General features: G+C 53.4%; 26 protein-coding genes and 1 other annotated feature. Of the genes, 15 read left to right on the plus strand and 11 right to left on the minus strand.

Features of this window, described 5'->3' with window-relative positions; genetic code table 11:
• Positions 1 to 260 precede the first annotated feature (260 nt).
• Genes trpA through IP582_RS11700 form a run of 5 tightly spaced genes read right to left on the minus strand, consistent with a single transcriptional unit; the run spans position 261 to position 6,791 of the window.
• On the minus strand, positions 261 to 1,067 hold the full coding sequence (gene trpA / locus IP582_RS11680) for a tryptophan synthase subunit alpha (protein ID WP_039076918.1): 807 nt from the start codon (positions 1,065 to 1,067) through the stop codon (positions 261 to 263).
• Positions 1,067 to 2,260 carry a tryptophan synthase subunit beta gene (gene trpB, locus IP582_RS11685; protein ID WP_193796050.1) on the minus strand — a complete coding sequence of 398 codons (1,194 nt, stop codon included), beginning with the start codon at positions 2,258 to 2,260 and terminating at the stop codon, positions 1,067 to 1,069. Before trpB ends, trpA begins: the two co-directional genes overlap by 1 nt.
• Before the next feature lie 11 nt (positions 2,261 to 2,271).
• Positions 2,272 to 3,630 (minus strand): bifunctional indole-3-glycerol-phosphate synthase TrpC/phosphoribosylanthranilate isomerase TrpF, encoded by a 1,359-nt coding sequence (gene trpCF / locus IP582_RS11690; RefSeq protein ID WP_071194078.1) that lies wholly within the window; start codon positions 3,628 to 3,630, stop codon positions 2,272 to 2,274.
• Between the two features lie 3 nt (positions 3,631 to 3,633).
• Entirely contained in the window at positions 3,634 to 5,229 is a 1,596-nt protein-coding gene (trpD, locus tag IP582_RS11695) for a bifunctional anthranilate synthase glutamate amidotransferase component TrpG/anthranilate phosphoribosyltransferase TrpD (protein ID WP_039076921.1), read from the minus strand.
• Positions 5,229 to 6,791, minus strand: coding sequence for an anthranilate synthase component 1 (locus IP582_RS11700; RefSeq protein WP_193796051.1), 1,563 nt, complete (start codon positions 6,789 to 6,791; stop codon positions 5,229 to 5,231). The genes trpD and IP582_RS11700 overlap by 1 nt, the downstream gene beginning before the upstream one ends.
• Before the next feature lie 22 nt (positions 6,792 to 6,813).
• Positions 6,814 to 6,908: a sequence feature (Trp leader region), on the minus strand.
• Positions 6,909 to 7,066: 158 nt separating this feature from the next.
• Here IP582_RS11700 and rnm point away from each other — a divergent pair.
• The 3 genes from rnm to rluB all read left to right on the plus strand — a co-directional run bounded on the left by rnm (position 7,067) and on the right by rluB (position 9,556).
• Positions 7,067 to 7,948 (plus strand): RNase AM, encoded by an 882-nt coding sequence (gene rnm / locus IP582_RS11705; protein WP_039076923.1) that lies wholly within the window; start codon positions 7,067 to 7,069, stop codon positions 7,946 to 7,948.
• On the plus strand, positions 7,945 to 8,565 hold the full coding sequence (locus IP582_RS11710) for an L-threonylcarbamoyladenylate synthase (protein WP_039076924.1): 621 nt from the start codon (positions 7,945 to 7,947) through the stop codon (positions 8,563 to 8,565). The genes rnm and IP582_RS11710 overlap by 4 nt, the downstream gene beginning before the upstream one ends.
• A 97-nt stretch (positions 8,566 to 8,662) precedes the next feature.
• On the plus strand, positions 8,663 to 9,556 hold the full coding sequence (gene rluB, locus IP582_RS11715) for a 23S rRNA pseudouridine(2605) synthase RluB (RefSeq protein WP_193796052.1): 894 nt from the start codon (positions 8,663 to 8,665) through the stop codon (positions 9,554 to 9,556).
• A gap of 177 nt (positions 9,557 to 9,733) precedes the next feature.
• Here the strand turns inward: rluB and cobO are convergent, their stop codons facing one another.
• Both cobO and IP582_RS11725 read right to left on the minus strand, forming a co-directional pair.
• A complete protein-coding gene (gene cobO / locus IP582_RS11720; protein WP_193796053.1) occupies positions 9,734 to 10,324 on the minus strand; it encodes a cob(I)yrinic acid a,c-diamide adenosyltransferase in 591 nt (196 codons plus the stop codon).
• Positions 10,321 to 11,079: a YciK family oxidoreductase gene (locus IP582_RS11725; protein WP_193796054.1), complete on the minus strand. Its 759-nt coding sequence runs from the start codon at positions 11,077 to 11,079 to the stop codon at positions 10,321 to 10,323. The genes cobO and IP582_RS11725 overlap by 4 nt, the downstream gene beginning before the upstream one ends.
• 229 nt (positions 11,080 to 11,308) lie before the next feature.
• Between IP582_RS11725 and sohB the strand changes: the two genes are divergently transcribed.
• Entirely contained in the window at positions 11,309 to 12,355 is a 1,047-nt protein-coding gene (gene sohB / locus IP582_RS11730; protein ID WP_193796055.1) for a protease SohB, read from the plus strand.
• A gap of 45 nt (positions 12,356 to 12,400) precedes the next feature.
• Here sohB and IP582_RS11735 read toward each other — a convergent pair whose 3' ends face one another.
• Positions 12,401 to 12,652, minus strand: a complete 252-nt coding sequence (locus tag IP582_RS11735) for a YciN family protein (protein WP_039076929.1) — start codon at positions 12,650 to 12,652, stop codon at positions 12,401 to 12,403.
• 398 nt (positions 12,653 to 13,050) lie between these two features.
• Here IP582_RS11735 and topA point away from each other — a divergent pair, with 398 nt between their 5' ends.
• From topA to acnA, 6 genes are all read left to right on the plus strand, one after another.
• Positions 13,051 to 15,648: a type I DNA topoisomerase gene (gene topA / locus IP582_RS11740; RefSeq protein ID WP_193796056.1), complete on the plus strand. Its 2,598-nt coding sequence runs from the start codon at positions 13,051 to 13,053 to the stop codon at positions 15,646 to 15,648.
• A 187-nt stretch (positions 15,649 to 15,835) separates the two neighbouring features.
• Complete coding sequence (cysB, locus tag IP582_RS11745; protein WP_039076931.1) at positions 15,836 to 16,810, plus strand: HTH-type transcriptional regulator CysB; 975 nt, start codon at positions 15,836 to 15,838, stop codon at positions 16,808 to 16,810.
• Positions 16,811 to 17,126: 316 nt separating this feature from the next.
• The gene (locus IP582_RS11750) at positions 17,127 to 17,288 is read left to right on the plus strand and encodes a YmiA family putative membrane protein (RefSeq protein ID WP_193796057.1); all 162 of its coding nucleotides are present in this window, start codon (positions 17,127 to 17,129) and stop codon (positions 17,286 to 17,288) included.
• A 1-nt stretch (position 17,289) separates the two neighbouring features.
• Positions 17,290 to 17,460 (plus strand): hypothetical protein, encoded by a 171-nt coding sequence (locus tag IP582_RS11755; RefSeq protein ID WP_193796058.1) that lies wholly within the window; start codon positions 17,290 to 17,292, stop codon positions 17,458 to 17,460.
• A gap of 138 nt (positions 17,461 to 17,598) precedes the next feature.
• Positions 17,599 to 17,697 (plus strand): small membrane protein YmiC, encoded by a 99-nt coding sequence (ymiC, locus tag IP582_RS25340; RefSeq protein ID WP_334312449.1) that lies wholly within the window; start codon positions 17,599 to 17,601, stop codon positions 17,695 to 17,697.
• Positions 17,698 to 17,877: 180 nt separating this feature from the next.
• Complete coding sequence (acnA, locus tag IP582_RS11760; RefSeq protein WP_193796059.1) at positions 17,878 to 20,553, plus strand: aconitate hydratase AcnA; 2,676 nt, start codon at positions 17,878 to 17,880, stop codon at positions 20,551 to 20,553.
• A gap of 50 nt (positions 20,554 to 20,603) precedes the next feature.
• On the opposite strand, the gene ribA is transcribed toward acnA, so the two are convergent.
• A complete protein-coding gene (gene ribA, locus IP582_RS11765; protein ID WP_039076933.1) occupies positions 20,604 to 21,194 on the minus strand; it encodes a GTP cyclohydrolase II in 591 nt (196 codons plus the stop codon).
• A gap of 187 nt (positions 21,195 to 21,381) precedes the next feature.
• On the opposite strand from ribA, the gene pgpB reads away from it, so the two are divergent.
• The 5 genes from pgpB to yciH all read left to right on the plus strand — a co-directional run bounded on the left by pgpB (position 21,382) and on the right by yciH (position 25,023).
• Complete coding sequence (gene pgpB, locus IP582_RS11770) at positions 21,382 to 22,146, plus strand: phosphatidylglycerophosphatase B (protein WP_193796060.1); 765 nt, start codon at positions 21,382 to 21,384, stop codon at positions 22,144 to 22,146.
• A 141-nt stretch (positions 22,147 to 22,287) separates the two neighbouring features.
• Positions 22,288 to 22,596: a LapA family protein gene (locus IP582_RS11775; RefSeq protein ID WP_039076935.1), complete on the plus strand. Its 309-nt coding sequence runs from the start codon at positions 22,288 to 22,290 to the stop codon at positions 22,594 to 22,596.
• A 6-nt stretch (positions 22,597 to 22,602) separates the two neighbouring features.
• Positions 22,603 to 23,772 carry a lipopolysaccharide assembly protein LapB gene (lapB, locus tag IP582_RS11780; RefSeq protein WP_193796061.1) on the plus strand — a complete coding sequence of 390 codons (1,170 nt, stop codon included), beginning with the start codon at positions 22,603 to 22,605 and terminating at the stop codon, positions 23,770 to 23,772.
• 187 nt (positions 23,773 to 23,959) lie between these two features.
• Positions 23,960 to 24,697, plus strand: a complete 738-nt coding sequence (gene pyrF / locus IP582_RS11785; RefSeq protein ID WP_193796062.1) for an orotidine-5'-phosphate decarboxylase — start codon at positions 23,960 to 23,962, stop codon at positions 24,695 to 24,697.
• Entirely contained in the window at positions 24,697 to 25,023 is a 327-nt protein-coding gene (gene yciH / locus IP582_RS11790; protein ID WP_193796063.1) for a stress response translation initiation inhibitor YciH, read from the plus strand. Before pyrF ends, yciH begins: the two co-directional genes overlap by 1 nt.
• 112 nt (positions 25,024 to 25,135) lie before the next feature.
• On the opposite strand, the gene osmB is transcribed toward yciH, so the two are convergent.
• Complete coding sequence (osmB, locus tag IP582_RS11795; protein WP_039076988.1) at positions 25,136 to 25,354, minus strand: osmotically-inducible lipoprotein OsmB; 219 nt, start codon at positions 25,352 to 25,354, stop codon at positions 25,136 to 25,138.
• Between the two features lie 258 nt (positions 25,355 to 25,612).
• A complete protein-coding gene (locus IP582_RS11800) occupies positions 25,613 to 26,371 on the minus strand; it encodes a DNA-binding transcriptional regulator YciT (protein WP_193796064.1) in 759 nt (252 codons plus the stop codon).
• Between the last annotated feature and the right edge of the window lie 65 nt (positions 26,372 to 26,436).

A 26,436-nucleotide genomic window follows, 5' to 3' on the forward strand; every position in this document is an offset into this window, starting at 1 on the left:
CTTAGCGTTATGCAGGCAATGCAGAATTGACCCGCTATAGCCGTCGCGAGTCAGGATTGTGTGGTAGTTAACAGTCAGCCACCAGGTGAAGAAACGGGAAACGACAGGCCGCTGAAAAACGAATAATAAGACAGACACATCAGCAAAGAATGAGTGCTATTGGTGAAATGGGGCTTTGCAGGGGGTGCAGACGCTGTTTCAGTGGGCGGAAAATACGTTGCAGATAAAACGCCCGGCGGTGGGCCGGGCGTCAGGAGGCATTACTGACGAGTGCCGGCTTTCATCGCCCGGACAAATGCGCCAAGTTCTTCGAGCATCACGGCAGGTTTATCAAGGTTTTTCTCGATAATTTTGACGATAGCGGAACCTGATATTGCCCCGGCAGCGCCCGCATCAATGGCTGCGGTCACCTGGTCAGGCGCAGAGATGCCAAACCCTTGCAATGGCGGCGCAGCATGATACTCGGTCAGTTTTTCGACCAGGTGGTGGAGCGGCAACGCGGCACGGTTTTCCGCCCCGGTAACCCCGGCACGGGAGAGCAGATAGGTATAACCGCGACCGTGCGAGGCGATTTGACGCAGCAACTCGTCATCGGCGTTTGGCGGGCAGATGAAGATCGGCGCGACATTATGCCGCAGCGCGGCCTGACGGAACGGCGCAGACTCCTCCACTGGCACATCGGCGACCAGCACTGAGTCGACACCCGCTTTCTCGCACTGGGCATAGAACTCATCTATACCGCGGCTAAAGACGAGGTTGGCGTACATCAGCAGGCCAATCGGGATCGTCGGATGTTTCTGGCGAATCGCGGCCAGCATTTCAAAACACTGGCTCGGCGTGACGCCTGCGGCAAAGGCGCGCAGCGTGGCATTTTGAATGGTCGGGCCGTCTGCCAGGGGGTCTGAAAACGGGATCCCTAATTCCAGAGCATCGGCGCCGGCTTCAATCAGCGTATCGATGATTTTCAGTGATTGCTCAGGTGAGGGATCGCCCAGCGTGACAAAGGGAACAAATGCACCTTCCTTGCGTTCCTTCAATTGTTTAAAAAGTGTCTCGTAGCGTTCCATCAGATTTCCCCTCGCGCTTTCAAAATATCGTGTACGGTGAAGATATCTTTATCTCCACGGCCAGACAGGTTAACCACCAGCAGTTGCTCTTTTTCCGGGTTCTCACGCATCATTTTCAGCGCATGGGCCAGGGCGTGGGAGGATTCGAGTGCCGGAATAATCCCTTCGTGGCGGCACAGCGTCTTAAAGGCTTCGAGTGCTTCGTCATCGGTAATAGAGACATAATCCGCACGACCGGTGCTGTTCAGATAAGCGTGTTGTGGCCCCACGGACGGGAAATCCAGCCCCGCAGAGATAGAGTACGACTCCTCGATCTGGCCTTCATCGGTCTGCATCATTGGGGATTTCATTCCGAAATAGATCCCCACGCGGCCATGCTTAAGCGGCGCGCCGTGTTCACCAGTTTCGATACCATGTCCGGCAGGTTCGACCCCGATAAGGCCAACACTGGTCTCTTCAATGAAATCGGCAAACATGCCGATCGCATTGGAGCCTCCGCCCACGCAGGCGATGACGGCATCCGGCAGGCGGCCTTCTTTTTCGAGGATCTGCCCTTTGGTCTCTTCACCGATCATCCGCTGGAATTCGCGCACAATGGTCGGGAAGGGGTGCGGGCCTGCGGCGGTACCGAGCATGTAGTGCGCGGTATCGTAGCTGCCAGACCAGTCGCGCAGCGCTTCATTACAGGCATCTTTCAGGGTGGCGGAGCCGCTGTGTACTGGGATCACCTCTGCGCCCATTAAGCGCATACGGAAGACGTTTGGCGACTGACGCTCCACATCTTTCGCCCCCATGTAGATGCGGCATTTCAGACCGAGCAGGGCGCTGGCGAGCGCCGATGCCACACCGTGCTGCCCGGCACCGGTTTCGGCGATGATTTCTGTTTTACCCATCCGTTTTGCCAGCAGCGCCTGTCCTAATACCTGGTTGGTTTTGTGTGCGCCGCCGTGCAGTAAATCCTCACGCTTCAGGTACAGGGTGGTATTAGTCCCTGCGGTAATGTTCTGGCATTTAGTCAGCGCGGTCGGGCGACCGGCGTAGTTTTTCAGTAAATCGGTGAATTGCGCCTGAAACTCAGGATCTTTTTGCGCGCTGACAAAGGCTTCTTCCAGCTGACGCAGTGCAGGCATCAGGATTTGCGGCACATACATGCCACCAAACTCACCAAAATACGGATTTAATAATGTCGTCATGGTTTTCTTCCTTAATAAGCGCGTAAAGTTCGGAATACCGAGGCCACTTTATCGGCGTCTTTTTTCCCGGGTTCAGACTCTACGCCTGAATTGAAATCGAGTCCGGCACAGCCGGTTTTGGCCGCTTCCACGCAGTTATCTGCGCCAAGTCCGCCTGCCAGCAGTACGTTGTCCAGCGTTTGCCCTGACAGCAGGCTCCAGTCAAAACGCTTACCGCTACCGCCCTGGCCGTTATCAAACACATACTTATCGACATGGTTCAGGTCGCGGGCCGGCAGGGTATCGCCCACGCTCAGCGCCTTCCAGATTTGTACGCTATCCGGCAACTGCTTACGCAGCGTGTCGATATAGTGCTGGTCTTCACTGCCGTGTAACTGTACGGCGACTAACCCCAGTTGCTCCACGTTGGCCGACACGGTTTCGACCGGCGCATTACGGAACACACCAACGTACTGGAGTGGTGCGCCCGCCATAACCGTGCGGGCCTGGGCGACGTTGACGGCACGGGGGGACGAGGCGACGAAAATCAGACCGCCATAAATCGCTCCCGCTTCATAAGCGACCAGCGCATCTTGCGGGCGCGTCAGGCCGCAGACTTTATTTTCGCCAAGCAAAACGCGTTTAACTGCGGCGTCCAGATCGTCATGAGACATCAGCGCGGAACCAATCAGGAAACCATTGGCGAAATGACTCAGTTCACGCACCTGCGCATAAGTGTTAATCCCTGATTCGCTGATAACCGTTACCCCTGCGCCCAGGCGCGGAGCCAACTGACGTGTACGATTCAGATCGATGGACAGATCGCGCAGGTCGCGGTTATTGATGCCGACCACTTTTGCCCCAAGCGCGATAGCGCGTTCCAGCTCTTCTTCATTGCTGACTTCGGTCAGTACACCCATGCTCAGGCTGTGGGCGACGGCAGAGAGCTGGCGGTATTGCTCATCATCCAGTACCGAGAGCATCAGCAGACAGGCATCGGCCTGGTAAAAACGCGCCAGATAAATCTGGTAAGGGTCGATAATGAAGTCTTTACACAGAATCGGCTGATGCGCGATCTGGCTGACAACAGGCAGGAAATCAAAACTGCCCTGGAAATATTTCTCGTCGGTCAGTACGGAGATGGCCGACGCATGGTGTTTGTAAACCCCGGCGATACGCGCCGGGTCGAAATCATCGCGAATCACCCCTTTTGACGGGGATGCTTTTTTGCATTCCAGGATAAACGCGGTGCGCGTACCCTGCAGGGCGTCGTAGAAGCGACGAGTGCTCGGCACCACGTCATTCTGAAAACTGGCCAGCGGCTGCTGCTCCTTGCGGGCGGCTACCCAAATCGCCTTATCCGCGACGATTTTTGCTAATACGGTTTGCATTCTTTACCCTCTTGCCGCAAGTGCGGTGACTTTGTCATAGGCGGCGCCGCTGTGCAGCACCTGCATAACTTTTTGCGCGTTAGCTTGCAAATCCTCTTCACCATGTAAACGCATCAACATGGCGACATTTGCAGCAACGGCGGCCTCATGGGCGGCTTCACCTTTACCTTGTAGTAAGCGTGTCAGAATGTCACGGTTTTCTTCCGGTGTGCCGCCTGCCAGTTGCTCCTGGTGATAGGGCGTCAGACCGAAATCAGCAGCGGTAAGCTGGTAGCTTTTGATCTCGCCGTCACGCAATTCAGCCACTACCGTCGGGGCATGCAGTGACACCTCATCCATCCCACCGCTGTGCACAACGGCCGCACGTTGATAGCCCAGAACACGCAGGGTTTCGGCAATGGGTAACACCAGTTCCGGGCTGTAAACACCGATCAACGCCAGCGGCGGGTGCGCCGGGTTAATCAATGGCCCCAGGACGTTAAACAAGGTGCGCGTTTTAAGCTGCTGGCGCACCGGCATCGCGTGGCGGAACCCGGTGTGATACTTCGGTGCAAATAAGAAACAGACCCCCAGTTCATCCAGCGCAGTGCGGGATTTATCCGCATTCATATCCAGATTAATGCCGAAAGCTGCCAGTAAATCGGATGAGCCGGAACGGCTGGAAACGCTGCGGTTACCGTGTTTGGCAACCTTAAGCCCGCAGGCCGCCGCCACAAAAGCGCTGGCGGTGGAAATATTGATACTGTTGCTGCCGTCGCCACCGGTGCCCACGATATCGGCAAACGGATAGTCCGGGCGTGGGAACGGCGCGGCATTTTCCAGTAACGCGGTGGCCGCCCCGGCGATTTCATTGGGGTGCTCACCACGCACTTTCATACTGACCAGCGCTGCGGCCAGTTGTTCAGGCTTCAGCTCGCCGCGCACCACGGCAGAGAAAAGCTGGTGGCTTTCCTGTTGGCTCAGGGTTTGCGCCTGATACAGTTTTTCCAGTACTGGTTGCAGGGTATTGGTCTGCTCCAGTTTCTGCAGCGCCCAGGCCAGGGTTTGTTCCAGCAAGCGGGCGCCTTGCGAAGTCAGAATGGATTCCGGATGGAACTGGAAGCCACATACGCGATCCGCATCATGACGCACAGCCATCACCATGCCATTAAAATGCGCGTTGATGGTTAACCCTGCCGGAATGTTGCTGCCCACCAGTGAATGGTAGCGCGCCACCGGCAGCGGGTTCGCCAGCCCGGCAAACATGGCCTGACCGTCATGTTCTATGCTTGAGGCTTTACCGTGCAGGATTTCGCCTGCCTGACCGACATAGCCTCCATAGGCTTCTACAATTGCCTGATGTCCCAGACAGATGCCGATAATCGGCAGTTTGCCGCGCATGCGGGTCAGCAACTCAGGCATGCAGCCTGCTTCTGACGGCGCCCCTGGCCCTGGCGAGAGCATCAGCACCGGGTTTTTCATGGTCGCCAGGCGGTCAATCAGGGTTTGTGCCGGAACATGGTTACGGTAAATCACCACGTTATGCCCGCTGGCGCGCAACTGATCCGCCAGGTTATAGGTAAATGAATCGATATTATCGAGCAGCAGAATGTCAGCCATCAGAATGTCTCCTGAGCGTTATGCGCTTTAGCAATGGCGCGCAGAACCGCGCGGGCTTTATTACGTGTTTCATCGGCTTCTGATTGCGGTACTGAATCCAGTACCACGCCAGCGCCTGCCTGAACGGTGGCGACACCGTCTTCAACCCAGGCAGAACGAATCACGATGCAGGTATCCAGGTCACCGTGGGCGGTGAAATAGCCCACCGCGCCGCCGTAACTGCCACGGCGGGAGCCTTCTGCATCAGCAATAAGCTGCATGGCGCGTACTTTTGGGGCCCCACTGAGCGTGCCCATGTTCATACAAGCGCGATAAGCGTGGAGCACGTCCAGGTCCTGTCGCAGTTCACCAACCACACGTGAAACCAGATGCATTACGAAGGAGTAGCGGTCGACTTTGGTCAGATCTGCCACATAGCGACTGCCTGGAGTACAAATGCGCGCCAGATCGTTACGCGCGAGGTCAACCAGCATCAGATGTTCGGAAAGCTCTTTATGGTCGGTACGCATTTCGAGTTCAATACGGCTGTCCAGGTCACGATCCAGGGAACCGTCGGCGCGACGTCCGCGTGGGCGAGTCCCGGCGATCGGGTAGATTTCAATCTGGCGTGAGGTGGCGTCATATTTGAGAGAGCTTTCCGGCGAGGCGCCAAACAGGGCGAAGTCATTGTCCTGCATAAAGAACATGTATGGGCTTGGGTTACTCTTTTTCAGTACTTCATAGGCGGCCAGCGGTGACGGGCACGGCAGGGTGAAACGACGAGACGGCACGACCTGAAAAATCTCACCGGCACGAATCGCTTTTTGCATCTGGCGCACAACCGCGCCGTACTCTTCATCGCTCTGGTTGCATTCGCAGCGCATATCGCTGACGGATTCAACCGGCAATGGCCCTGGCGGCACATTTAATTGTTCATGCAGGGTTTCAATTCGTTGAGTCAGTCGCGCTTTTTCGTCAGCATCGGCGGAAAACAGGCTCACCTGAATGCGGGTGTGGCGCTTCTGATGGTCGATCACCAGTAAGGTTTCTGCCAGATAAAAGCAGTAGTCCGGGCAGCGACGGTCATGGCTCAGCGCGGGTAAATCTTCGAATCCTGCCACCAGGTCGTAGGCAAACAGGCCGCCGAAGAACATGGTTTCGCGCTCATCGGCAGGGACATCGACCAGCCCCTGTAACAGACGGAAGGCATCGAAAACAGAGAGTGAACACAGGCGTGCGTCTTCGTCGAGCAGGGTGCTGACGGGCGGAAAACGTAAGACGCGAGCATCTGCCCGGACGGTGTTTTCTACACCAGCCGGAAGCGCGGCATCCAGCAGCGGTAACAGAGACGCGCCGTTTTGCGTTAACGCCTCAATAGTGACAGTGTCACCCAGCGCGGTAATGCGCAGCGCGCTATCCACCAGCAGCAGGCTTTTTAAATCGTTTTTGCTGTCGATATCGGCGGATTCCAGCAACAAGGTTGCCGGGCGTGCACCACACAGTTGATGGAATAACGCGGTCGGGTTCTCCCGGTACAGCGCGTTGCTGGTGAGCAATTCGAGTGTCGGTTTTTGCGTTTGCATAGTTGCTCTCATAAATGTGTTCAAAAAAAAGCCCGCTCAGTTGGCGGGCCGGGTATCGGTGTGCTGAATACGCACGTGAAACACTGCCCAATGTCAGGGAGTGCGCCACCAGCGGTTTACGGAAATATGCATATTCATCAGTGATACCTCGTGGAGTGAACTTGCGTACTAGTTAACTGGTTCGCGCGAGGAAAGTCAACCCTCGATTTCAGAAAATCGCCGCAGAACGTTATGATAGGGCACAGTTATTGTTTTATCGGCCACGGGAGCCGCTTTTGAGCGACACGAATTACGCAGTGATTTATGACCTGCACAGCCACACCATTGCCTCCGATGGCGTCCTGACACCACAAGAACTGGTCCACCGTGCGGTTGCAATGCGCGTAGGGACCCTGGCGATTACCGATCACGACACTACCGCCGCCATTCCCGCTGCGCGTGAAGAAATTGAACGTGCCGGGCTGGCACTCAAACTCATTAGCGGTGTGGAAATTTCCACCGTCTGGGAAAACCACGAGATCCACATCGTGGGGCTGAATATGGATATCGAAAACCCGACGCTGTGTACATTTTTACAGGATCAGCATGAACGACGCCAGCAGCGCGGCAGACTGATTGCCGAGCGACTGGAAAAGGCGCATATTCCGGGCGCATGGGAGGGGGCGCAGCGACTGGCGCAGGGGGCTGCCGTTACGCGTGGCCATTTTGCCCGTTTCCTGGTGGAGTGCGGCAAAGCAACAAATATGGCAGATGTATTCAAAAGGTATCTTGCGCGCGGGAAAACCGGATATGTTCCACCGCAGTGGTGTACAATAGAACAAGCTATTGAAGTGATTCATCATTCTGGCGGAACGGCGGTCCTGGCCCATCCGGGTCGATATGATCTCTCCGCTAAATGGTTGAAAAGACTGCTGGCGCATTTTGCCCAAAGCGGCGGAGAGGCGATGGAAGTTGCCCAATGCCAGCAGGCTCCCAATGAGCGTAAACAACTCGCCGAGTATGCCCGCCAGTTTGGTTTACTGGCCTCGCAGGGATCGGATTTCCATCAGCCATGTCCATGGATTGAGCTGGGGCGCAAGCTTTGGCTACCGGCTGATGTTGAGGGCGTCTGGTGCAAATGGGAGCAGCCGCAAAACAGTGAAGAGAGGGAAGTATGAGTCAGTTTTTTTATATTCATCCGGAAAATCCTCAACCGCGCCTGATTACCCAGGCCGTTGAGATTGTCCGTAAAGGCGGGGTGATTGTTTACCCTACCGATTCCGGGTATGCGTTAGGCTGTAAAATTGAAGACAAAGGGGCGATGGAGCGTATTTGCCGTATCCGTCAATTGCCGGATGGCCATAACTTTACCCTGATGTGCCGCGATTTGTCTGAGCTATCGACCTATGCGTTCGTCGATAATGTGGCTTTTCGTCTGATCAAAAATAACACCCCAGGTAACTACACCTTTATCCTGAAAGGAACGAAAGAGGTGCCGCGTCGCCTGTTACAGGAAAAACGTAAAACCATCGGTCTGCGTGTCCCGGCGAATCCGATTGCGCTGGCGTTACTCGATACCCTTGGCGAGCCGATGCTCTCTACTTCGCTAATGCTACCTGGCAGCGAGTTTACCGAGTCCGATCCGGATGAAATTAAAGACCGTCTGGAAAAGCTGGTGGATTTGATTATCCATGGCGGCTATCTGGGACAACAACCGACAACGGTGGTCGATCTTACCGACGATGCCCCGGTTGTTATTCGTGAAGGCGTCGGCGACGTTAAACCTTTCCTATAATGAAGCAAGCCGCTATACTACGCGGCCATTTCACAGGCGCCGCAGTGGCCTGATGACCTTATTCGACGCCTGTGAAGGCGACACCCGAGGAAGCTCTATGAGCGAAAAGTTACAGAAAGTGCTGGCGCGAGCTGGCCACGGCTCCCGCCGTGAAATCGAAACCATCATCGAAGCAGGCCGCGTCAGCGTAGACGGCAAGATTGCCACGCTGGGCGATCGCGTTGAAGTGACCCAGGCACTGAAAATTCGCATCGACGGTCATCTTATCTCGATAAAAGAGTCCGCTGAACAAATCTGCCGTGTGCTGGCGTATTACAAACCTGAAGGTGAGCTGTGCACGCGTAACGATCCGGAAGGCCGTCCGACCGTTTTTGACCGTCTGCCAAAACTGCGCGGCGCCCGTTGGATTGCGGTTGGACGTCTTGACGTCAACACCTGTGGTCTGCTGCTGTTCACCACCGACGGTGAACTGGCGAATCGCCTGATGCACCCAAGCCGTGAAGTGGAACGCGAATACGCGGTGCGTGTATTCGGCCAGATTGAAGAGGCCAGGGTGCGTGAACTGTCACGTGGCGTTCAACTGGAAGATGGTCCGGCAGCATTCAAAACCATTAAATTCAGCGGTGGAGAAGGGATCAACCAGTGGTATAACGTGACCCTGACCGAAGGGCGTAACCGCGAGGTGCGTCGATTGTGGGAAGCAGTTGGCGTGCAGGTTAGCCGCCTTATTCGTGTGCGCTACGGCGACATTCCACTGCCGAAAGGATTGCCGCGCGGTGGTTATACCGAACTGGATCTGGCCCAAACCAACTACCTGCGCGAGCTGGTAGGGTTGCCGCCGGAAACCGCATCAAAAGTGGCGGTCGAAAAAGATCGTCGCCGCATGAAAGCCAATCAGATTCGTCGTGCGGTGAAACGCCACAGCCAGGTGTCAGGCAATCGTCAGGCACCGGGTAGCCGTCGTTCCGGTGGGCGTAACAGCAACGGCTAATTTCCTGACGTTTCCGGTTACCTTGCCGGAAACGTCCTCTCGTTCCCGCATATTATAATTTCCGCCATGCTGCGCCGGAAAAGCGTGACACTGTCACATGTGTGGGTGAGTGTGATGGTTGAATCAATCATTGGCATGGCAGCAGTGCCGCATTGCTACGCTGCTGCCAGCGGTCTCTTAATAGTCGATACCGATCTGTGCCTTGACGCCCGCTTCGAAAGCATGTTTTACCGGGCGCAGTTCACTGACTGTATCGGCAATCTCCAGGATATCGCGGTGACAGCCGCGACCGGTGATGATCACCGTCTGGTTTGCCGGGCGCTTTTCCAGCGCGTTAAGAACGGTTTCCAGGGGCAGGTAATCGTAGGCCACCATATAGGTCAACTCATCGAGCACCACCATATCCAGCGTTTCGTCCGCCAGCATACGCTGCGCATGTGTCCATACCTCAAGGCAGGCGGCGGTGTCGCTCTCGCGGTTTTGCGTGTCCCAGGTGAACCCGGTTGCCATCACCTGAAATTCGACCCCATGCGGTTCCAGTAAATTACGTTCACCATTAGGCCAGGTGCCTTTAATAAACTGAATGGCGCCGACCTTCTTTCCGTGGCCGACGGCACGTGCGGCCGTGCCGAATGCAGCGGTGGTTTTGCCTTTACCATTGCCGGTAAAAACGATAATGATGCCACGCTCTTCCTGCGCTGCCGCGACGCGGGCTTCGACCTTATCTTTCACCCGCTGCTGGCGTTGCTGGTAACGTTCTTCACTCATTGTGATATCCCCGGTTTTCGTCCTGGCTGAGCATCAAAGCTCATGCCTGTTTTGCGACGGCTGTCATCGCCCATCAGCCATAGATAGAGCGGCATAATATCGGCTGGCGTTTTTAATTTCTGCGGATCTTCGCTCGGGAAGGCGCTGGCGCGCATCTGCGTCCGGGTACCGCCCGGATTTATGCAATTGACCCGTAAACGGTTTTGGTACTCCTCTGCCAGCACTTGCATCATGCCTTCGGTGGCAAATTTAGAGGCGGCATAGGCCCCCCAATTTGCACGGCCCTGGCGGCCAACGCTTGACGATGTGAAGACCAGCGAACCGCTTTCCGCTTTGAGTAATAAAGGAAGGAGTGCCTGGGTCAAATAGAAAGTGGCGTTGACGTTAACCTGCATTACGTTATCCCAGACGGCTGGCTGTTGTTCGCTCATTGGGCAAACATCACCCAGCACGCCGGCGTTATGCAGCACACCGTCCAGTCGCGGGTAGTGTTGCGTTATCTCGTTAGCGAGACGCTGGCAATCATCGGGTGTACAGGTGGCCATGTCCAGCGTGTAGAGGCTGGCGGCCTGGCCGCCTTCGGACGCTATCTGTCCGGCAACGGCCTGGAGTTTGTCTTCGTTACGCCCCAGTAAGATGACGCGCGCGCCGTAGCGGGCATAAGTCAGCGCCGCTTCTTTGCCGATGCCGTCACTGGCGCCGGTGACCAGAATAATGTAGTTTCGCAACAGGTCGCGTTGTGGCTGGTAATGCACGCTAACTCCTTGGTCTCAACCCGTTTTTAAATCGTGTTGGCTTTATGCCTGAAACAGAAAGCGATTTCAATCAGTCTGGCAGAGAGTCTCCCGTGCGTTGGGATAATGTATAGCGGAATGTGCTGAAACTGGTCGACTGAATATCCGAAAGGGTGGCAATGCGAGACTCGTCAGAAAGGCTCATGTACACTGAATGCGATTGTTAAGTGGCTGAACCAAGGTGGAATGCGTGGAATTACTGTCTGAATATGGTTTGTTTTTAGCCAAAATTGCGACTGTTGTGGTCGCGATTGCGGTGGTCGCAATTCTTATTGTTAATCTGACACAGCGCAAACGTCAGCGGGGAGAATTACGTATTACCCGCATGAGCGAAGACTATAAGGAAATGCAGGAAGAGATGGCTGTGGCGTTGCTGGACAGCCAGCAGCAAAAGCTGTGGCATAAAGCCCAAAAGAAAAAAGCCAAACAGGATGCAAAAGCGGCAAAGACCAAAGCAAAATCTGGCGACATGGCCTCAGCGGGCAAACCTCGCGCCTGGGTGCTGGACTTTAAAGGCAGCATGGATGCCCATGAAGTGGGCGCGCTGCGCGAAGAGGTAACCGCGGTGTTGACGCTGGTGAAGCCAGAAGATCAGGTGGTTCTCCGTCTGGAAAGTCCCGGCGGCGTTGTTCATGGTTACGGGCTGGCTGCGTCGCAGTTGCAGCGTCTGCGCGATAAGCAGGTTCCGCTCACCGTCGCGGTTGATAAAGTCGCCGCCAGCGGCGGTTATATGATGGCCTGCGTGGCGGATAAAATTGTTGCGGCGCCGTTTTCTATTATTGGATCGATTGGCGTTGTGGCGCAGATCCCCAACTTCAACCGCTTCCTGAAAGGTAAAGAGATTGATATCGAACTGCATACCGCCGGGCAGTTCAAACGCACGCTGACTCTGTTGGGTGAAAACACCGAAGAGGGAAGGCAGAAATTCCGCGAGAGCCTCAATGAAACGCATGATCTGTTCAAAGGCTTTGTGCATCAGATGCGCCCGCAACTGGATATAGAACAGGTAGCGACCGGCGAGCACTGGTATGGTTCACAGGCACTGGAAAAAGGACTGGTCGATGCAGTTGGTACCAGCGATGAATTGCTGCTGGGGCTGTTTGAGAGCCATGAGGTCATTGGCTTGCGCTATCAGCAGCGCAAAAAGTTTATCGACCGCTTTACCGGAAGTGCTGCAGAAAGCGCAGACCGGTTGCTGATGCGCTGGTGGCAGCGCGGACAGAAACCGCTGATGTAAGGCGAGTACAAACAAAAACGCGAGGCCATGGCCTCGCGTTTTTGTTTAATCGATCAGATGGTATTTTTCAGACAGTTCATGCGCCAGATATTTGAACATATTGAACACCGCAGTGCTTTTCCCGGTCGGTAGCCCCTGTTCATCCAGAAAATACTCGCCGCTGAACACCAGCACCCCGTTGCGCTGGCTTACGCCGGTTGCTTCAATACCGGACAGTGTATCTTCATGATCGCGGATAAGTTGGTTTGCCAGCTCAAGCAGAGACTGACGATCGATAGGTTGCTTAGTCGGCTCCATTTCGCCCCTCCTTAAAAATTTAACAAGTTTACGCCCCACGCGGCCCAGGGGCAAATTTTCCCTGCGCAGGCAAGGGGTTTCCCGTTACGGTAGTGCTGGCGTGATTCGAATTTGCATGCTAATAAAGTTGCGTAACAAATTTTATCAGGTACAGTGTGACCCTTTCGTCAATCTGGCAACAGATTTGCTTGACATTCGACCATAAAATCGTCGTGCTGTATCATAAACTAGCGAAAAAGCCTGTTAACTCAATCATCTGCTAGCGATTACTTTCGCTTATGGTCAAGAAAAGGGTTGATATCCATTGTCGCCACCGCAATATCATTGGCTCGTCGCCAGCGGAAGGTGAATCAATGTGCGACGTATTCCTGGAAGAATTTTATTAGGTAAAGGTGAATATGGGTAAAGCTCTCGTCATCGTTGAGTCCCCGGCAAAAGCCAAAACGATCAATAAGTATCTGGGTAATGACTACGTGGTGAAATCCAGCGTAGGTCATATCCGCGATTTGCCGACCAGTGGCTCAGCACCTAAAAAGAGCGCTGACTCTGCCTCCACCAAAACGGCTAAGAAGCCTAAAAAGGATGAACGCGGCGCTCTCGTCAATCGCATGGGCATTGACCCATGGCACAACTGGGATGCGCACTATGAAGTGCTGCCCGGAAAAGAGAAGGTGGTTTCTGAGCTGAAATCGCTCGCTGAAAAAGCCGACCATATCTATCTCGCAACCGACCTTGACCGCGAAGGGGAAGCCATTGCCTGGCACCTGCGGGAAGTGATCGGTGGCGATGAAACGCGCTATAGCCGCGTGGTGTTTAACGAAATCACCAAAAATGCGATTCGCCAGGCGTTCGAAAAGCCGGGCGAGTTGAACATTGATCGTGTGAATGCCCAGCAGGCGCGGCGCTTTATGGACCGCGTGGTGGGTTACATGGTTTCTCCACTGTTGTGGAAGAAGATCGCCCGTGGCCTGTCCGCTGGCCGAGTACAGTCGGTTGCTGTGCGTCTGGTAGTTGAGCGTGAACGTGAAATTAAAGCCTTCGTTCCGGAAGAGTACTGGGAAGTTGACGCTAATGCCGCAACGCCGGGTGGCGATTCTCTGCCACTTCAGGTGACGCACGAAGGGGATAAACCTTTCCGTCCGGTTAACCGCGAACAAACGATGGCGGCAGTTAGCCTGCTCGAAAAAGCCCGTTATACGGTGCTTGAGCGCGAAGACAAGCCGACCAGCAGCAAGCCGGGCGCACCGTTTATTACTTCCACACTGCAGCAGGCGGCAAGTACCCGTCTTGGCTTCGGCGTGAAGAAAACCATGATGATGGCCCAGCGTCTGTACGAAGCGGGTTACATCACTTATATGCGTACTGACTCCACCAACCTGAGTCAGGATGCGGTTAGCATGGTGCGTACCTTTATTGGTGATAAGTACGGCAAAAAATACCTGCCGGAAAATGCCAACCAGTACGCCAGCAAAGAGAACTCCCAGGAAGCGCACGAAGCGATTCGTCCCTCCGATGTTGGGGTTGAGGCTGACGCTCTTAAAGATATGGAAACTGATGCGCAGAAACTGTATCAACTGATCTGGCGCCAGTTTGTCGCCTGTCAGATGACGCCAGCGCAATACGACTCCACCACTATTACCGTGGGCGCGGGTGATTATCGCCTGAAAGCACGCGGCCGCATTTTGCGTTTCGATGGCTGGACGAAGGTGATGCCAGCGCTGCGTAAAGGTGATGAAGACCGTACGCTGCCAGCGGTAAACACGGGTGATGTCCTGTCGCTTATTGATCTGACACCTGCTCAGCACTTCACCAAACCGCCTGCGCGCTTTAGTGAAGCGTCACTGGTTAAAGAGCTGGAAAAACGTGGTATTGGCCGTCCGTCAACGTATGCGTCGATCATTTCGACCATTCAGGACCGTGGCTATGTGCGCGTGGAAAACCGTCGCTTCTATGCGGAAAAAATGGGTGAAATTGTTACCGACCGTCTGGAAGAGAACTTCCGTGAGTTGATGAATTATGATTTCACCGCGCAGATGGAAGACCGTCTCGACCAGGTGGCAAACCACGAAGCAGAATGGAAGAAGGTTCTTGACAGTTTCTTCGGCGATTTCTCCCGTCAACTTTACCAGGCGGAAAGAGATCCGGATGAAGGCGGCATGCGCCCGAATCAGATGGTGCTTACCAGCATTGATTGCCCGACTTGCGGTCGTAAGATGGGGATCCGTACCGCCAGTACCGGGGTGTTCCTCGGTTGCTCCGGTTATGCACTTTCACCAAAAGAGCGCTGCAAAACCACCATTAACCTGGTGCCGGAAAACGAAGTATTGAACGTGCTGGAAGGCGACGACGCGGAAACCAATGCGTTGCGCGCCAAACGCCGTTGTACTAAGTGCGGTACGGCGATGGACAGCTACCTGATCGATCCGAAACGTAAACTACATGTTTGCGGTAATAACCCGACCTGTGACGGTTATGAAATCGAAGAGGGCGAGTTCCGCATCAAAGGTTATGACGGTCCGGTGGTTGAGTGTGAAAAATGTGGCTCTGAAATGCACCTGAAAATGGGGCGTTTCGGTAAGTACATGGCCTGTACCAACGACGACTGCAAAAACACGCGTAAGATCCTGCGTAATGGCGAAGTCGCGCCACCGAAAGAAGATCCGGTTCCGTTGCCGGAACTGCCGTGCGAAAAATCGGACGCGTATTTCGTTCTGCGTGACGGCGCAGCCGGGGTTTTCCTTGCGGCTAACACCTTCCCGAAATCGCGCGAAACGCGTGCACCGTTAGTGGAAGAGTTATATCGCTTCCGCGACCGTTTGCCGGAAAAACTGCGTTATCTGGCGGATGCGCCGCAACAGGATCCGGAAGGGAATAAGACCATTGTCCGTTTTAGTCGTAAAACGAAACAGCAATATGTTGCGTCGGAAAAAGACGGCAAAGCGACAAACTGGTCGGCGTTTTACGTTGATGGGAAATGGGCGGAAGCCAAAAAATAACGCTGTAAGATTAATAGGTTAAATTGAGGGCCGGTTATCCGGCCCTTTTTTTTATAACATGGTTATTATTTTTTGTTCGAATCTATACATAGAAGATATAAATGATATAGTGGTTATAGTTAAATTCTTTTTTATTATGAAATCGTCTTAAGCGATTGCCCGTTTGCGCGAATTTGGATGGTCTTTCATGAAATTACAGCAGCTTCGCTATATCGTTGAAGTGGTGAACCATAATCTCAACGTCTCCTCAACGGCAGAAGGTCTTTATACCTCTCAGCCAGGCATCAGTAAGCAAGTTCGCATGCTTGAAGATGAACTGGGGATACAGATCTTTGCCCGCAGCGGTAAACACCTCACGCAGGTAACGCCAGCCGGACAGGAAATCATCCGTATTGCCCGCGAAGTTCTCTCTAAAGTTGACGCCATTAAATCGGTGGCGGGGGAACATACCTGGCCGGATAAAGGCTCGCTCTATGTTGCGACCACCCATACGCAGGCGCGTTATGCATTACCCAACGTGATTAAGGGATTTATCGAACGTTATCCCCGGGTCTCGTTACACATGCATCAGGGATCGCCAACGCAAATTGCGGAAGCTGTCTCCAAAGGTAATGCGGATTTTGCTATCGCTACCGAAGCACTGCATCTCTATGACGACCTGGTGATGCTTCCGTGCTACCACTGGAATCGCTCGATCGTGGTTACCCCGGATCATCCTCTGGCAGGTAAGCCGTCGGTGTCGATTGAGGAGCTGGCGCAATATCCTCTGGTGACATACACCTTTGGTTTCACCGGGCGTTCTGAGCTGGATACCGCCTTCAACCGTGCAGGGCTGTCGCCACGTATTGTCTTTACGGCGACCGATGCGGACGTTATCAAAACCTATGTGCGTCTGGGGCTTGGGGTAGGGGTCATTGCCAGTATGGCCGTCGACCCGATTTCCGACCCGGACCTGGTTAAACTGGATGCGCAGGAAATTTTCAGCCACAGTACGACCAAGATCGGTTTTCGTCGCAGCACGTTCTTGCGCAGCTACATGTATGATTTCATTCAGCGCTTTGCGCCACACCTGACGCGTGATGTGGTTGATGCCGCCGTGGCGTTACGTTCGAACGAAGATATTGAGGCGATGTTTAAGGACATTAAACTTCCGGAAAAATAATGATAGCGGGGTAGCCTTTTATAGCAAAAGGAGCCCCTTAACCTTCCCTAAGTCGAATTATTGTTATCATCCTCTTATTTCAATCTGCTACTTTTGCCTGATTGATTTTCCCTCCTGTTACATAATCTGTCATAAATTTGCGACAAACATAGAAACTAAATTGCCCCTTCGCAAATTTTTCACTTCAATAATTTATTTGCGGTCAAAAGATTAAATATTCTTTGAACAGGATGCGTAAATTCACTAGCTTTTCGACTAAAGTTTCTTTAGGATTTATCTCATCCATGATTAATTGTACCGATTGTTGGTGCCTAAAATGATAAGTGATGTCGATTGTACGAGGTTAGCAATGCCATCAGGAAGCGAAGAACCGCAAAGGGACCCGCAGCTCAAGCGTAAAGCGTGGCTGGCGGTATTTCTGGGTTCAGCCGCCTTTTGGGTAGTGGTAGCGTTAATTATCTGGAAATTCTGGGGTTAAAATGGCTGTGACAGGTCGCTCTGAGCCAGTGAAGCAAGTGTGTCATCCGCATGACAAACCGAAAGCAGTGAAACCGCAAGCTTCAACCACTGTTCCGGCGTCCTGGAAATTGACGCCACAGCAGCAAGCGTTTATTGACATCTTCGCGGAAGACGAAGTGCCAAAACAATAATTGTTATCATTAGAATTAGCGAGGTAATTAACTCGTGATTCTGATGTGTACTTGTGTACTGTTAAATAAATACACCACAGCAATAATAAATTGCGTCTCAACGCAGCTTCAATGAATACATTCTTTGGTGTGTATATGATGAATAATCGCCGTTCTGTAAAATACTGGTCATGGATGAGCGCGTTTTCTTTTTCCCTGTTGTTTTGGGGAGAGCTCATCAGGATATGGTTATCCTAATCAATTGAAAAACCTCGCTCAGGCGAGGTTTTTTGCTTTACTCTCCAGCACTTGCCCGCCTGACCTCAAGATTTAGCCTTTTGAGTTGTTATAAAAACGTTACGACATGTTTGTGTTATCTTTAATACAGACCCTGATAAGCATCAGGGTTTCGCTATCCCTGTTATTAAGGAGGAGCTTATGTCGTCTACCCTACGCGAAGCCAGTAAGGACACGTTGCAGGCAGAGAATAAAACGTATCACTACTACAGCTTGCCGCTGGCCGCAAAGGAACTTGGGGATATTGCGCGTCTACCCAAGTCGCTAAAAGTATTACTCGAAAATCTCCTGCGCTGGCAGGATGACGATTCTGTCACAGAAGAAGATATCCGTGCCCTTGCGGGATGGCTGAAAACAGCCCATGCCGACCGTGAAATTGCTTACCGTCCCGCCCGCGTTTTGATGCAAGACTTTACCGGCGTCCCGGCGGTGGTCGACCTTGCCGCCATGCGTGAGGCGGTTAAACGCCTCGGTGGCGATACCGCTAAAGTGAATCCGCTTTCCCCCGTTGATCTCGTTATCGACCACTCCGTCACTGTCGATCATTTTGGTGATGACGACGCTTTTGAAGAGAACGTTCGCCTTGAAATGGAACGTAATCACGAGCGCTATGTTTTCCTGCGCTGGGGACAGCAGGCGTTCAGCCGTTTTAGCGTCGTGCCGCCTGGAACCGGGATTTGCCACCAGGTCAATCTGGAATATCTGGGCAAAGCGGTATGGAGCGAATTACAGGATAAAGAGTGGGTGGCGTATCCGGACACCCTGGTGGGAACCGACTCGCATACCACGATGATTAACGGTCTCGGCGTGCTGGGATGGGGTGTCGGGGGGATTGAAGCGGAAGCGGCTATGCTGGGCCAGCCCGTCTCCATGCTGATTCCTGATGTGGTGGGATTCAAACTGAGCGGCAAATTACGCGAAGGGATCACCGCCACAGACCTCGTTTTGACCGTAACCCAGATGCTGCGCAAGCACGGTGTCGTGGGCAAATTCGTTGAGTTTTACGGTGATGGCCTGGACTCGCTTCCTCTGGCTGACCGGGCGACTATCGCCAATATGGCGCCGGAGTATGGCGCGACCTGCGGCTTTTTCCCGATTGATGGCGTAACGCTTGAGTACATGCGTCTTAGCGGGCGTAGCGAAGAGCAGGTTAGCCTCGTTGAGGCTTACGCCAAAGCGCAGGGGATGTGGCGTAACCCAGGCGACGAGCCCATCTTTACCAGCACGCTTGAACTGAACATGAATGATGTTGAAGCCAGCCTGGCCGGGCCGAAACGTCCCCAGGACCGTGTGGCCCTGGGAGATGTGCCTAAAGCCTTTGCTGCCAGTACTGAACTGGAACTCAATACCGCCCAGAAGGATCGTAAGCCAGTAGAGTACGTGTTCAAAGGTGAAAAACATGAGCTTCCTGATGGCGCGGTAGTGATCTCTGCGATTACCTCTTGCACTAACACGTCGAATCCAAGTGTCCTGATGGCTGCGGGGTTGCTGGCAAAAAACGCGGTCAAGGCCGGGTTAAAACGTCAGCCATGGGTGAAAGCCTCACTGGCGCCAGGCTCGAAAGTGGTTTCCGATTACCTCGCTCAGGCGAAACTAACGCCGTATCTCGATGAGTTGGGATTCAACCTCGTCGGGTACGGCTGTACTACCTGTATCGGTAACTCAGGGCCGCTGCCAGAACCTATCGAGCAGGCCATCAAGCAGGGGGATCTCACGGTTGGCGCGGTGCTCTCGGGCAACCGCAACTTCGAAGGGCGCATCCATCCTCTGGTGAAAACCAACTGGCTGGCATCACCGCCGCTGGTGGTCGCTTATGCGCTGGCGGGTAATATGAACATCAATCTGGCCACGGATCCGCTGGGTCACGATCGTAAAGGCGATCCAGTCTATCTGAAAGATATCTGGCCATCCAGCCAGGATATCGCCCGCGCTGTCGAGCAAGTCTCCACCGATATGTTCCGTAAAGAATACGCAGAAGTTTTCGAAGGGACAGCGGAATGGAAGGCGATCCAGGTGGAAAGCTCGGACACCTACGACTGGCAAGGTGATTCAACGTATATTCGGCTGTCTCCGTTCTTTGAGGATATGGAAGCGATTCCGAAACCGGTTGAGGATATTCACGGTGCGCGCATCCTGGCGATGCTCGGCGACTCCGTCACCACCGACCATATCTCACCAGCGGGTAGCATCAAAGCCGATAGCCCCGCAGGTCGTTATCTACAAAGCCACGGCGTCGAGCGGCGGGATTTCAACTCGTATGGCTCGCGTCGCGGTAACCATGAAGTCATGATGCGCGGCACATTTGCTAACATTCGCATTCGTAACGAAATGGTCCCCGGTGTGGAAGGGGGAATGACCCGTTATTTACCGGGTGAAGAAGTGGTCGCTATCTATGATGCCGCGATGCGCTACCAGCAGCAGGGTACGCCGCTTGCGGTCATTGCCGGTAAAGAGTACGGTTCCGGCTCCAGCCGTGACTGGGCGGCGAAAGGGCCGCGCCTGTTGGGCGTGCGGGTGGTCATTGCGGAGTCTTTCGAACGTATCCACCGCTCAAACCTGATTGGGATGGGCATCTTACCGCTGGAGTTCCCGCAGGGCGCAACGCGTAAAACGCTGGGGCTCACCGGGGAAGAGAAACTGGATATCGCCGGGCTGAATCAGCTTACACCCGGTGCGACCATTCCGGTGACGTTAACCCGCCCTGACGGTACGCAAGAGGTGGTGAATTGTCGCTGCCGTATCGATACCTCCACAGAACTGACCTACTACCAGAATGACGGCATTCTGCATTATGTGATCCGCAATATGCTGCATTAAACGTCCGCTATGCCGGGTGGCTGCGTGACAGTTACCCGGCATATTCAGTGTTATTCGCTCAGCAGATGACCCATCTTCGCGGCTTTGGTATCGAGATAGTGCGCATTTTTCGGGTTACGCCCGACAATCAGCGGCACACGTTCAACGATATTGATTCCGGCCTCGGTGAGGATCTCGACTTTGAGCGGGTTATTGGTCAGCAGACGTACTTCATCCACACCCAGCAGTTTGAACATATCGGCGCACAGGGTGAAGTCGCGTTCGTCGGCGGCAAATCCTAACTGATGGTTTGCTTCCACGGTGTCGTAACCCTGATCCTGCAGCGCATAGGCGCGAATCTTGTTGAGCAGGCCAATATTACGACCTTCCTGGCGGTGGTACAGCAACACGCCCCGGCCTTCCTCGGCAATGTGCGTTAATGCCGCTTCGAGCTGGAAACCGCAATCGCAGCGTAAGCTGAACAGGGCGTCCCCCGTCAGGCATTCCGAATGGACTCGTGCCAGAACCGGTAACTGCCCGGAAATATCCCCAAAGACAAGTGCAACATGATCCTGCCCGGTTGCCAGTTCTTCAAAACCCACCATCAGGAAATCGCCCCATGGGGTTGGCAGTTTGGCTTCTGCCACGCGTTTAAGCTGCATGTGATTCTCCAGATTTATGCTGGCCGTCAGACGATTGGCCTTTTGTATAACGTCATTTTGCCACAATGCGCTTTACATCACTAACCACCTCCTGACGCATTGCTGTTAAAACGCACAAATCTGGCACTTTTCCCGAAAATGTTATTTATCAGTTATGATTGTGAAGCTACAGATCAAAGGAGAAGAGATGTTTTCTATTGCAAAGCGCACGACAGTCGGTGCGGGAATACTGTTAATTATGCCGGTTGTTGTATGGATATCAGGCTGGCGCTGGCAGCCTGGGGAAAGCAGTGGATGGCTGCGCGCAATGTACTGGATGACGGAGACCGTGACCCAACCCTGGGGCATTATCACCCATGTGATTCTCTGCGGCTGGTTTTTGTGGTGCCTGCGTTTTCGATTAAAAGCGGCACTCATGCTGTTTGTTATCCTGGGCTGTGCGATCCTTGCGGGCCAGGGGGTGAAATCCTGGGTGAAAGAGCGGGTGCAGGAACCCAGGCCATTTGTAGTCTGGCTTGAAAAAACACATAATATTCAATCGGATGAATTTTACAGCCTGAAACGTAAAGCGCGAAGCCAACTCGTGGAAACACAGTTGATCAGCCAGGCGGCTATTCCTGAGTTTTTACGCAAACACTGGCAAAACGAAACGGGGTTTGCATTCCCCTCAGGCCATACCATGTTTGCTGCCAGTTGGGCGCTCCTTGGCGTCGGTTTGCTTTGGCCTCGTCGTCGGACCTGGACCATTGCCGTATTGCTGCTGTGGGCCGCAAGTGTCATGGGAAGCCGATTACTGCTGGGCATGCACTGGCCTCGCGATCTGGTTGTCGCGACACTCATCTCCTGGATGCTGGTGACGATAGCTACCTGGCTTGCGCAACGCCTGTGTGGACCGCTGACGCCACCCGTCGAAGAGAAGCAGGAAATCGCTGAAAGGGAGCAGGAAAGTTGAAATTCTTCATTTAGACCCTAAATCAGTATGAGGTGTTACGCATTTCCGTTTCCCGCCAGACGCTAAAATGGTAGTTTATAAGGCTGGATGCAGTCAGTTGAACATAACTTATTCGCTCATAACCACATAACGGGAAGTAATGTGAAATATTTACTCATTTTCTTATTGGTGCTGGCGATTTTTGTCGTTTCGGTCACGCTTGGCGCACAAAACGATCAGCAGGTGACCTTCAATTATCTGCTCGCCCAGGGCGAATATCGCATTTCAACATTACTGGCTGTTCTTTTTGCTGCTGGTTTTGTCATTGGTTGGCTGATTTGTGGTCTGTTCTGGCTGCGCGTACGCGTTTCTCTGGCGCGTGCGGAGCGGAAAATTAAACGACTTGAGCATCAACTCGCGCCTGCTACCACGGCTGCTGTGAATCCCGGTACGCCGGTAGTAAAGGAATAATCGTATATGTTGGAGTTGTTGTTTCTGCTGTTACCTGTTGCGGCTGCATACGGCTGGTACATGGGGCGCAGAAATGCTCAACAAACTAAGCAGGACGAAGCAAACCGGCTATCGCGTGATTACGTAGCCGGGATGAACCTGCTTCTGAGCAACCAACAAGACAAGGCGGTGGACCTGTTCCTCGACATGCTCAAAGAGGATACCGGCACTGTCGAAGCCCATCTTACTCTCGGAAACCTGTTCCGCTCGCGCGGCGAAGTTGATCGCGCTATCCGAATTCACCAGACCCTGATGGAAAGCGCGTCGCTCTCTTATGACCAGCGATTGCTTGCCGTTCAGCAACTGGGCCGTGACTACATGGCCGCAGGGATGTATGACCGTGCGGAAGATATGTTCAATCAACTTGTTGATGAGACAGATTTTCGTATCAGCGCGCTCCAGCAGCTCTTGCAAATTTATCAGGCGACCAGCGACTGGCAGAAAGCCATTGATGTCGCGGAGCGGCTGGTGAAGCTTGGTAAAGATAAGCAGCGAGGCGAAATTGCCCATTTTTACTGTGAACTGGCGTTACAGCAAATGGGGAATGACGATATGGACAAGGCGATGGCCCTGTTGAAAAAAGGGGCGGCCGCCGACCGCGATAGCCCGCGCGTGTCGATCATGATGGGACGCGTGTTTATGGCAAAAGGGGAATACGCCAAAGCGGTAGAGAGCCTTCTGCGTGTCATCGACCAGGATAAAGAACTGGTCAGCGAAACGCTGGAAATGCTGCAGGTGTGTTATCAGCATCTGGGCAAACAGGACGAGTGGGCCGCGTTCCTCCAGCGCTGTGTCGAAGAGAACACCGGCGCAACAGCAGAATTGATGCTGGCGGAAATTATGGAAAACCGCGAAGGGCAGGATCCTGCGCAGATGTATGTCACGCGTCAATTGCAGCGCCACCCAACGATGCGTATTTTCCATAAATTGATGGATTACCATCTGAACGAAGCGGAAGAAGGGCGCGCAAAAGAGAGTCTGATGGTACTGCGCGACATGGTAGGCGAGCAAATTCGCAGCAAACCGCGCTATCGCTGCCATAAATGTGGTTTTACCGCCTTTACGATGTACTGGCATTGCCCGTCCTGCCGCGCCTGGTCGACCGTTAAGCCTATTCGTGGTCTCGACGGGCAGTAGTATTAAAAAAAAGCGCACTTTAGTTACAACATACTAATGATGATTTCCACTCGTCTGGTTTAGCACCGCAGACTGGTAGCCTGGCAGTAGGTGAATGGAACCTGTCAATTCCGCTTTAGCACAGGTAGAATGCTCGCCGTTTATTATTCGCGCCTGAGCGGGTGCCCTCATCAAAGAAGGTCTCATCATGACGTCTACTGCTTCATCTATTTCCCGCGCGTTAACGTCTTCTCCGGTCGTGGTCGCGCTTGACTACGATAACCGTGATAAGGCCCTGGCCTTTGTCGACCGCATCGATCCCCGTGACTGCAGGCTGAAAGTCGGCAAAGAGATGTTCACGCTGTTTGGCCCGCAATTGGTTCGCGATCTGCAACAACGCGGTTTTGACGTGTTTCTGGACTTAAAATTTCATGACATCCCAAACACGGCGGCGCACGCGGTAAAAGCAGCGGCAGATTTAGGTGTGTGGATGGTGAACGTACATGCTTCTGGCGGTGCACGAATGATGACAGCCGCCAAAGAGGCGCTGCTCCCTTTCGGTAATGATGCGCCACTTCTTATTGCAGTAACGGTACTCACCAGTATGGAAGCCAGCGATCTGCAAGGATTAGGTATCAACGCTACCCCTGCTGAATATGCAGAACGTCTGGCGGGCCTGACTCAGCAATGCGGTCTTGATGGTGTCGTCTGCTCAGCGCAAGAAGCAGTACGCTTTAAAGAGGCTTTTGGTCAACAATTCAAACTGGTGACGCCGGGCATTCGTCCGCAGGGCAGTGAGGTGGGCGATCAGCGTCGCATTATGACCCCGGAACAGGCGCTGGCGGCCGGTGTAGACTATATGGTGATTGGTCGCCCGGTCACGCAGTCTGCTGATCCCGCGCAGACCCTGCGCGATATTAACGCATCTCTTGGCCTGGAGGCGTAATGAGCGATAACAATAGTCGTCTGGTCTATTCCACCGAAACCGGGCGAATTGATGAAGAAAAAGCGCCCGTTGAGCGCCCGAAAGGCGATGGCGTAGTGCGTATACAGCGTCAGACCAGTGGCCGTAAAGGGAAGGGAGTATGCCTGATCACCGGTGTTGAAGGTGATGACGCCGCGCTTGCAACCTTAGCCGCTGAGCTCAAAAAGAAATGTGGCTGCGGCGGCTCAGTGAAAGAGGGTGTCATTGAAATTCAGGGCGATAAACGTGATTTGCTTAAATCGTTACTGGAAGCGAAAGGGATGAAAGTTAAACTGGCAGGCGGGTAAGATTTCTGCCTAAGAGAAAGGCCGCGATTTTCATCGCGGCCTTTTTAATACTGCTTATTCAGACCTGAAAGAAAGTATCTTTATTCTGTTTTAGGTGCCGTGATGAAGCGAATTATTTACCAACCTGGTGACCGATAATACCACCAACCGCCGCGCCACCCAGTGTACCCAGCGTGCTACCATCGGTTAAGACAGCACCACCTAAAGCACCCGCGCCGGCACCGATTGCGGTATTACGATCGCGTTTAGACCAGTGACCGCAAGCACTCAGAGACATTGCCAGGGTTACAGCCAGCAGAGCGGCTGCCATTTTTTTGCTTGTTAACATCATCATACTTTCTCCTGAATAGTTGATTCACGGAAAGTGTTCTCTTTAAGTATAGTGCCTTTAGCCTGTACTAAAGACTTTCCGTAAAACCTTATGGCGCAGGTGTTACTAAGTTCACGCGTGTGATAGTTACGTCCTGTTATATCGCTGAATATAATTTTACGTCTGAACATTTTTACCGGCAGGGTAAATAGTCTTAATTGGCGGGTCAGAATAGTCTCAGATATGAAGGAGATAGCCCGACTGAGCGGGCTGTTTCTATTAAAGCGAAGCGGCTGTGTTGACGATATCGACCAGAAGACCTGATTCCTGCAACTGGCGCTGAGCATCTGCGGGGATAGCCGCATCAGTGATTACACGATTAAAGCAATTGCCCACGCCCAACGTATACGGATGCACCGCGCCAAATTTTGAGCTGTCGGTCAGGACAATGGCTTCATTGCCTTTTTCCAGCACCGCGTTAACCACGTCAGAGCGCATCATATCTCTGCCGGTAAAACCGGTATCAGGCAGCCAGCCATCAATGCCAATAAATGCCTTGCTGAAATGCACTTGCTGAACGTATTGCCGGGTTAGGGGGCCAACGACGCTTTCACTCTTCTTCTGATAAATGCCGCCCAGCAGAATAACGTCACACAGGGCATCTTTAAGGAGATGTGCAATATAGCTGCTGACGGTAATGATAGTAATGCCACGTTGCTCACCCAGGCGACGGGCCAGCAGCGCGTTGCAGCTACCGTTTTCGATAAATACCGTTTCGCCGTCACCCACCAGTGACGCGGCGTAGTCAGCAAGCTCACGCTTTACGGTGTAGTTATTCATCATGCGCGTTTCGACGTCATCGCTATCCAGCGGAACGGCAAAACCATGCGTACGACGCAGGTAGCTCTGTTTTTCAAGGGTATTGAGGTCCTGTCGGATGGTTACTTCGGAAACCCCTGTCATTTTTGACAGATCCGAAACGCTCATCCGTCCCTTATCGATTACCGTCTGCAGTATTAATTGTTGTCGGGAATTCATGTCCACTACTTTCAGAGTCGTTACGTCTATTAATAAAAAGCTATAACGGTGCCACCTTCCTGTGG

The organism is Citrobacter sp. BDA59-3 (assembly GCF_015167655.1).
GTDB lineage: Bacteria > Pseudomonadota > Gammaproteobacteria > Enterobacterales > Enterobacteriaceae > Phytobacter > Phytobacter diazotrophicus.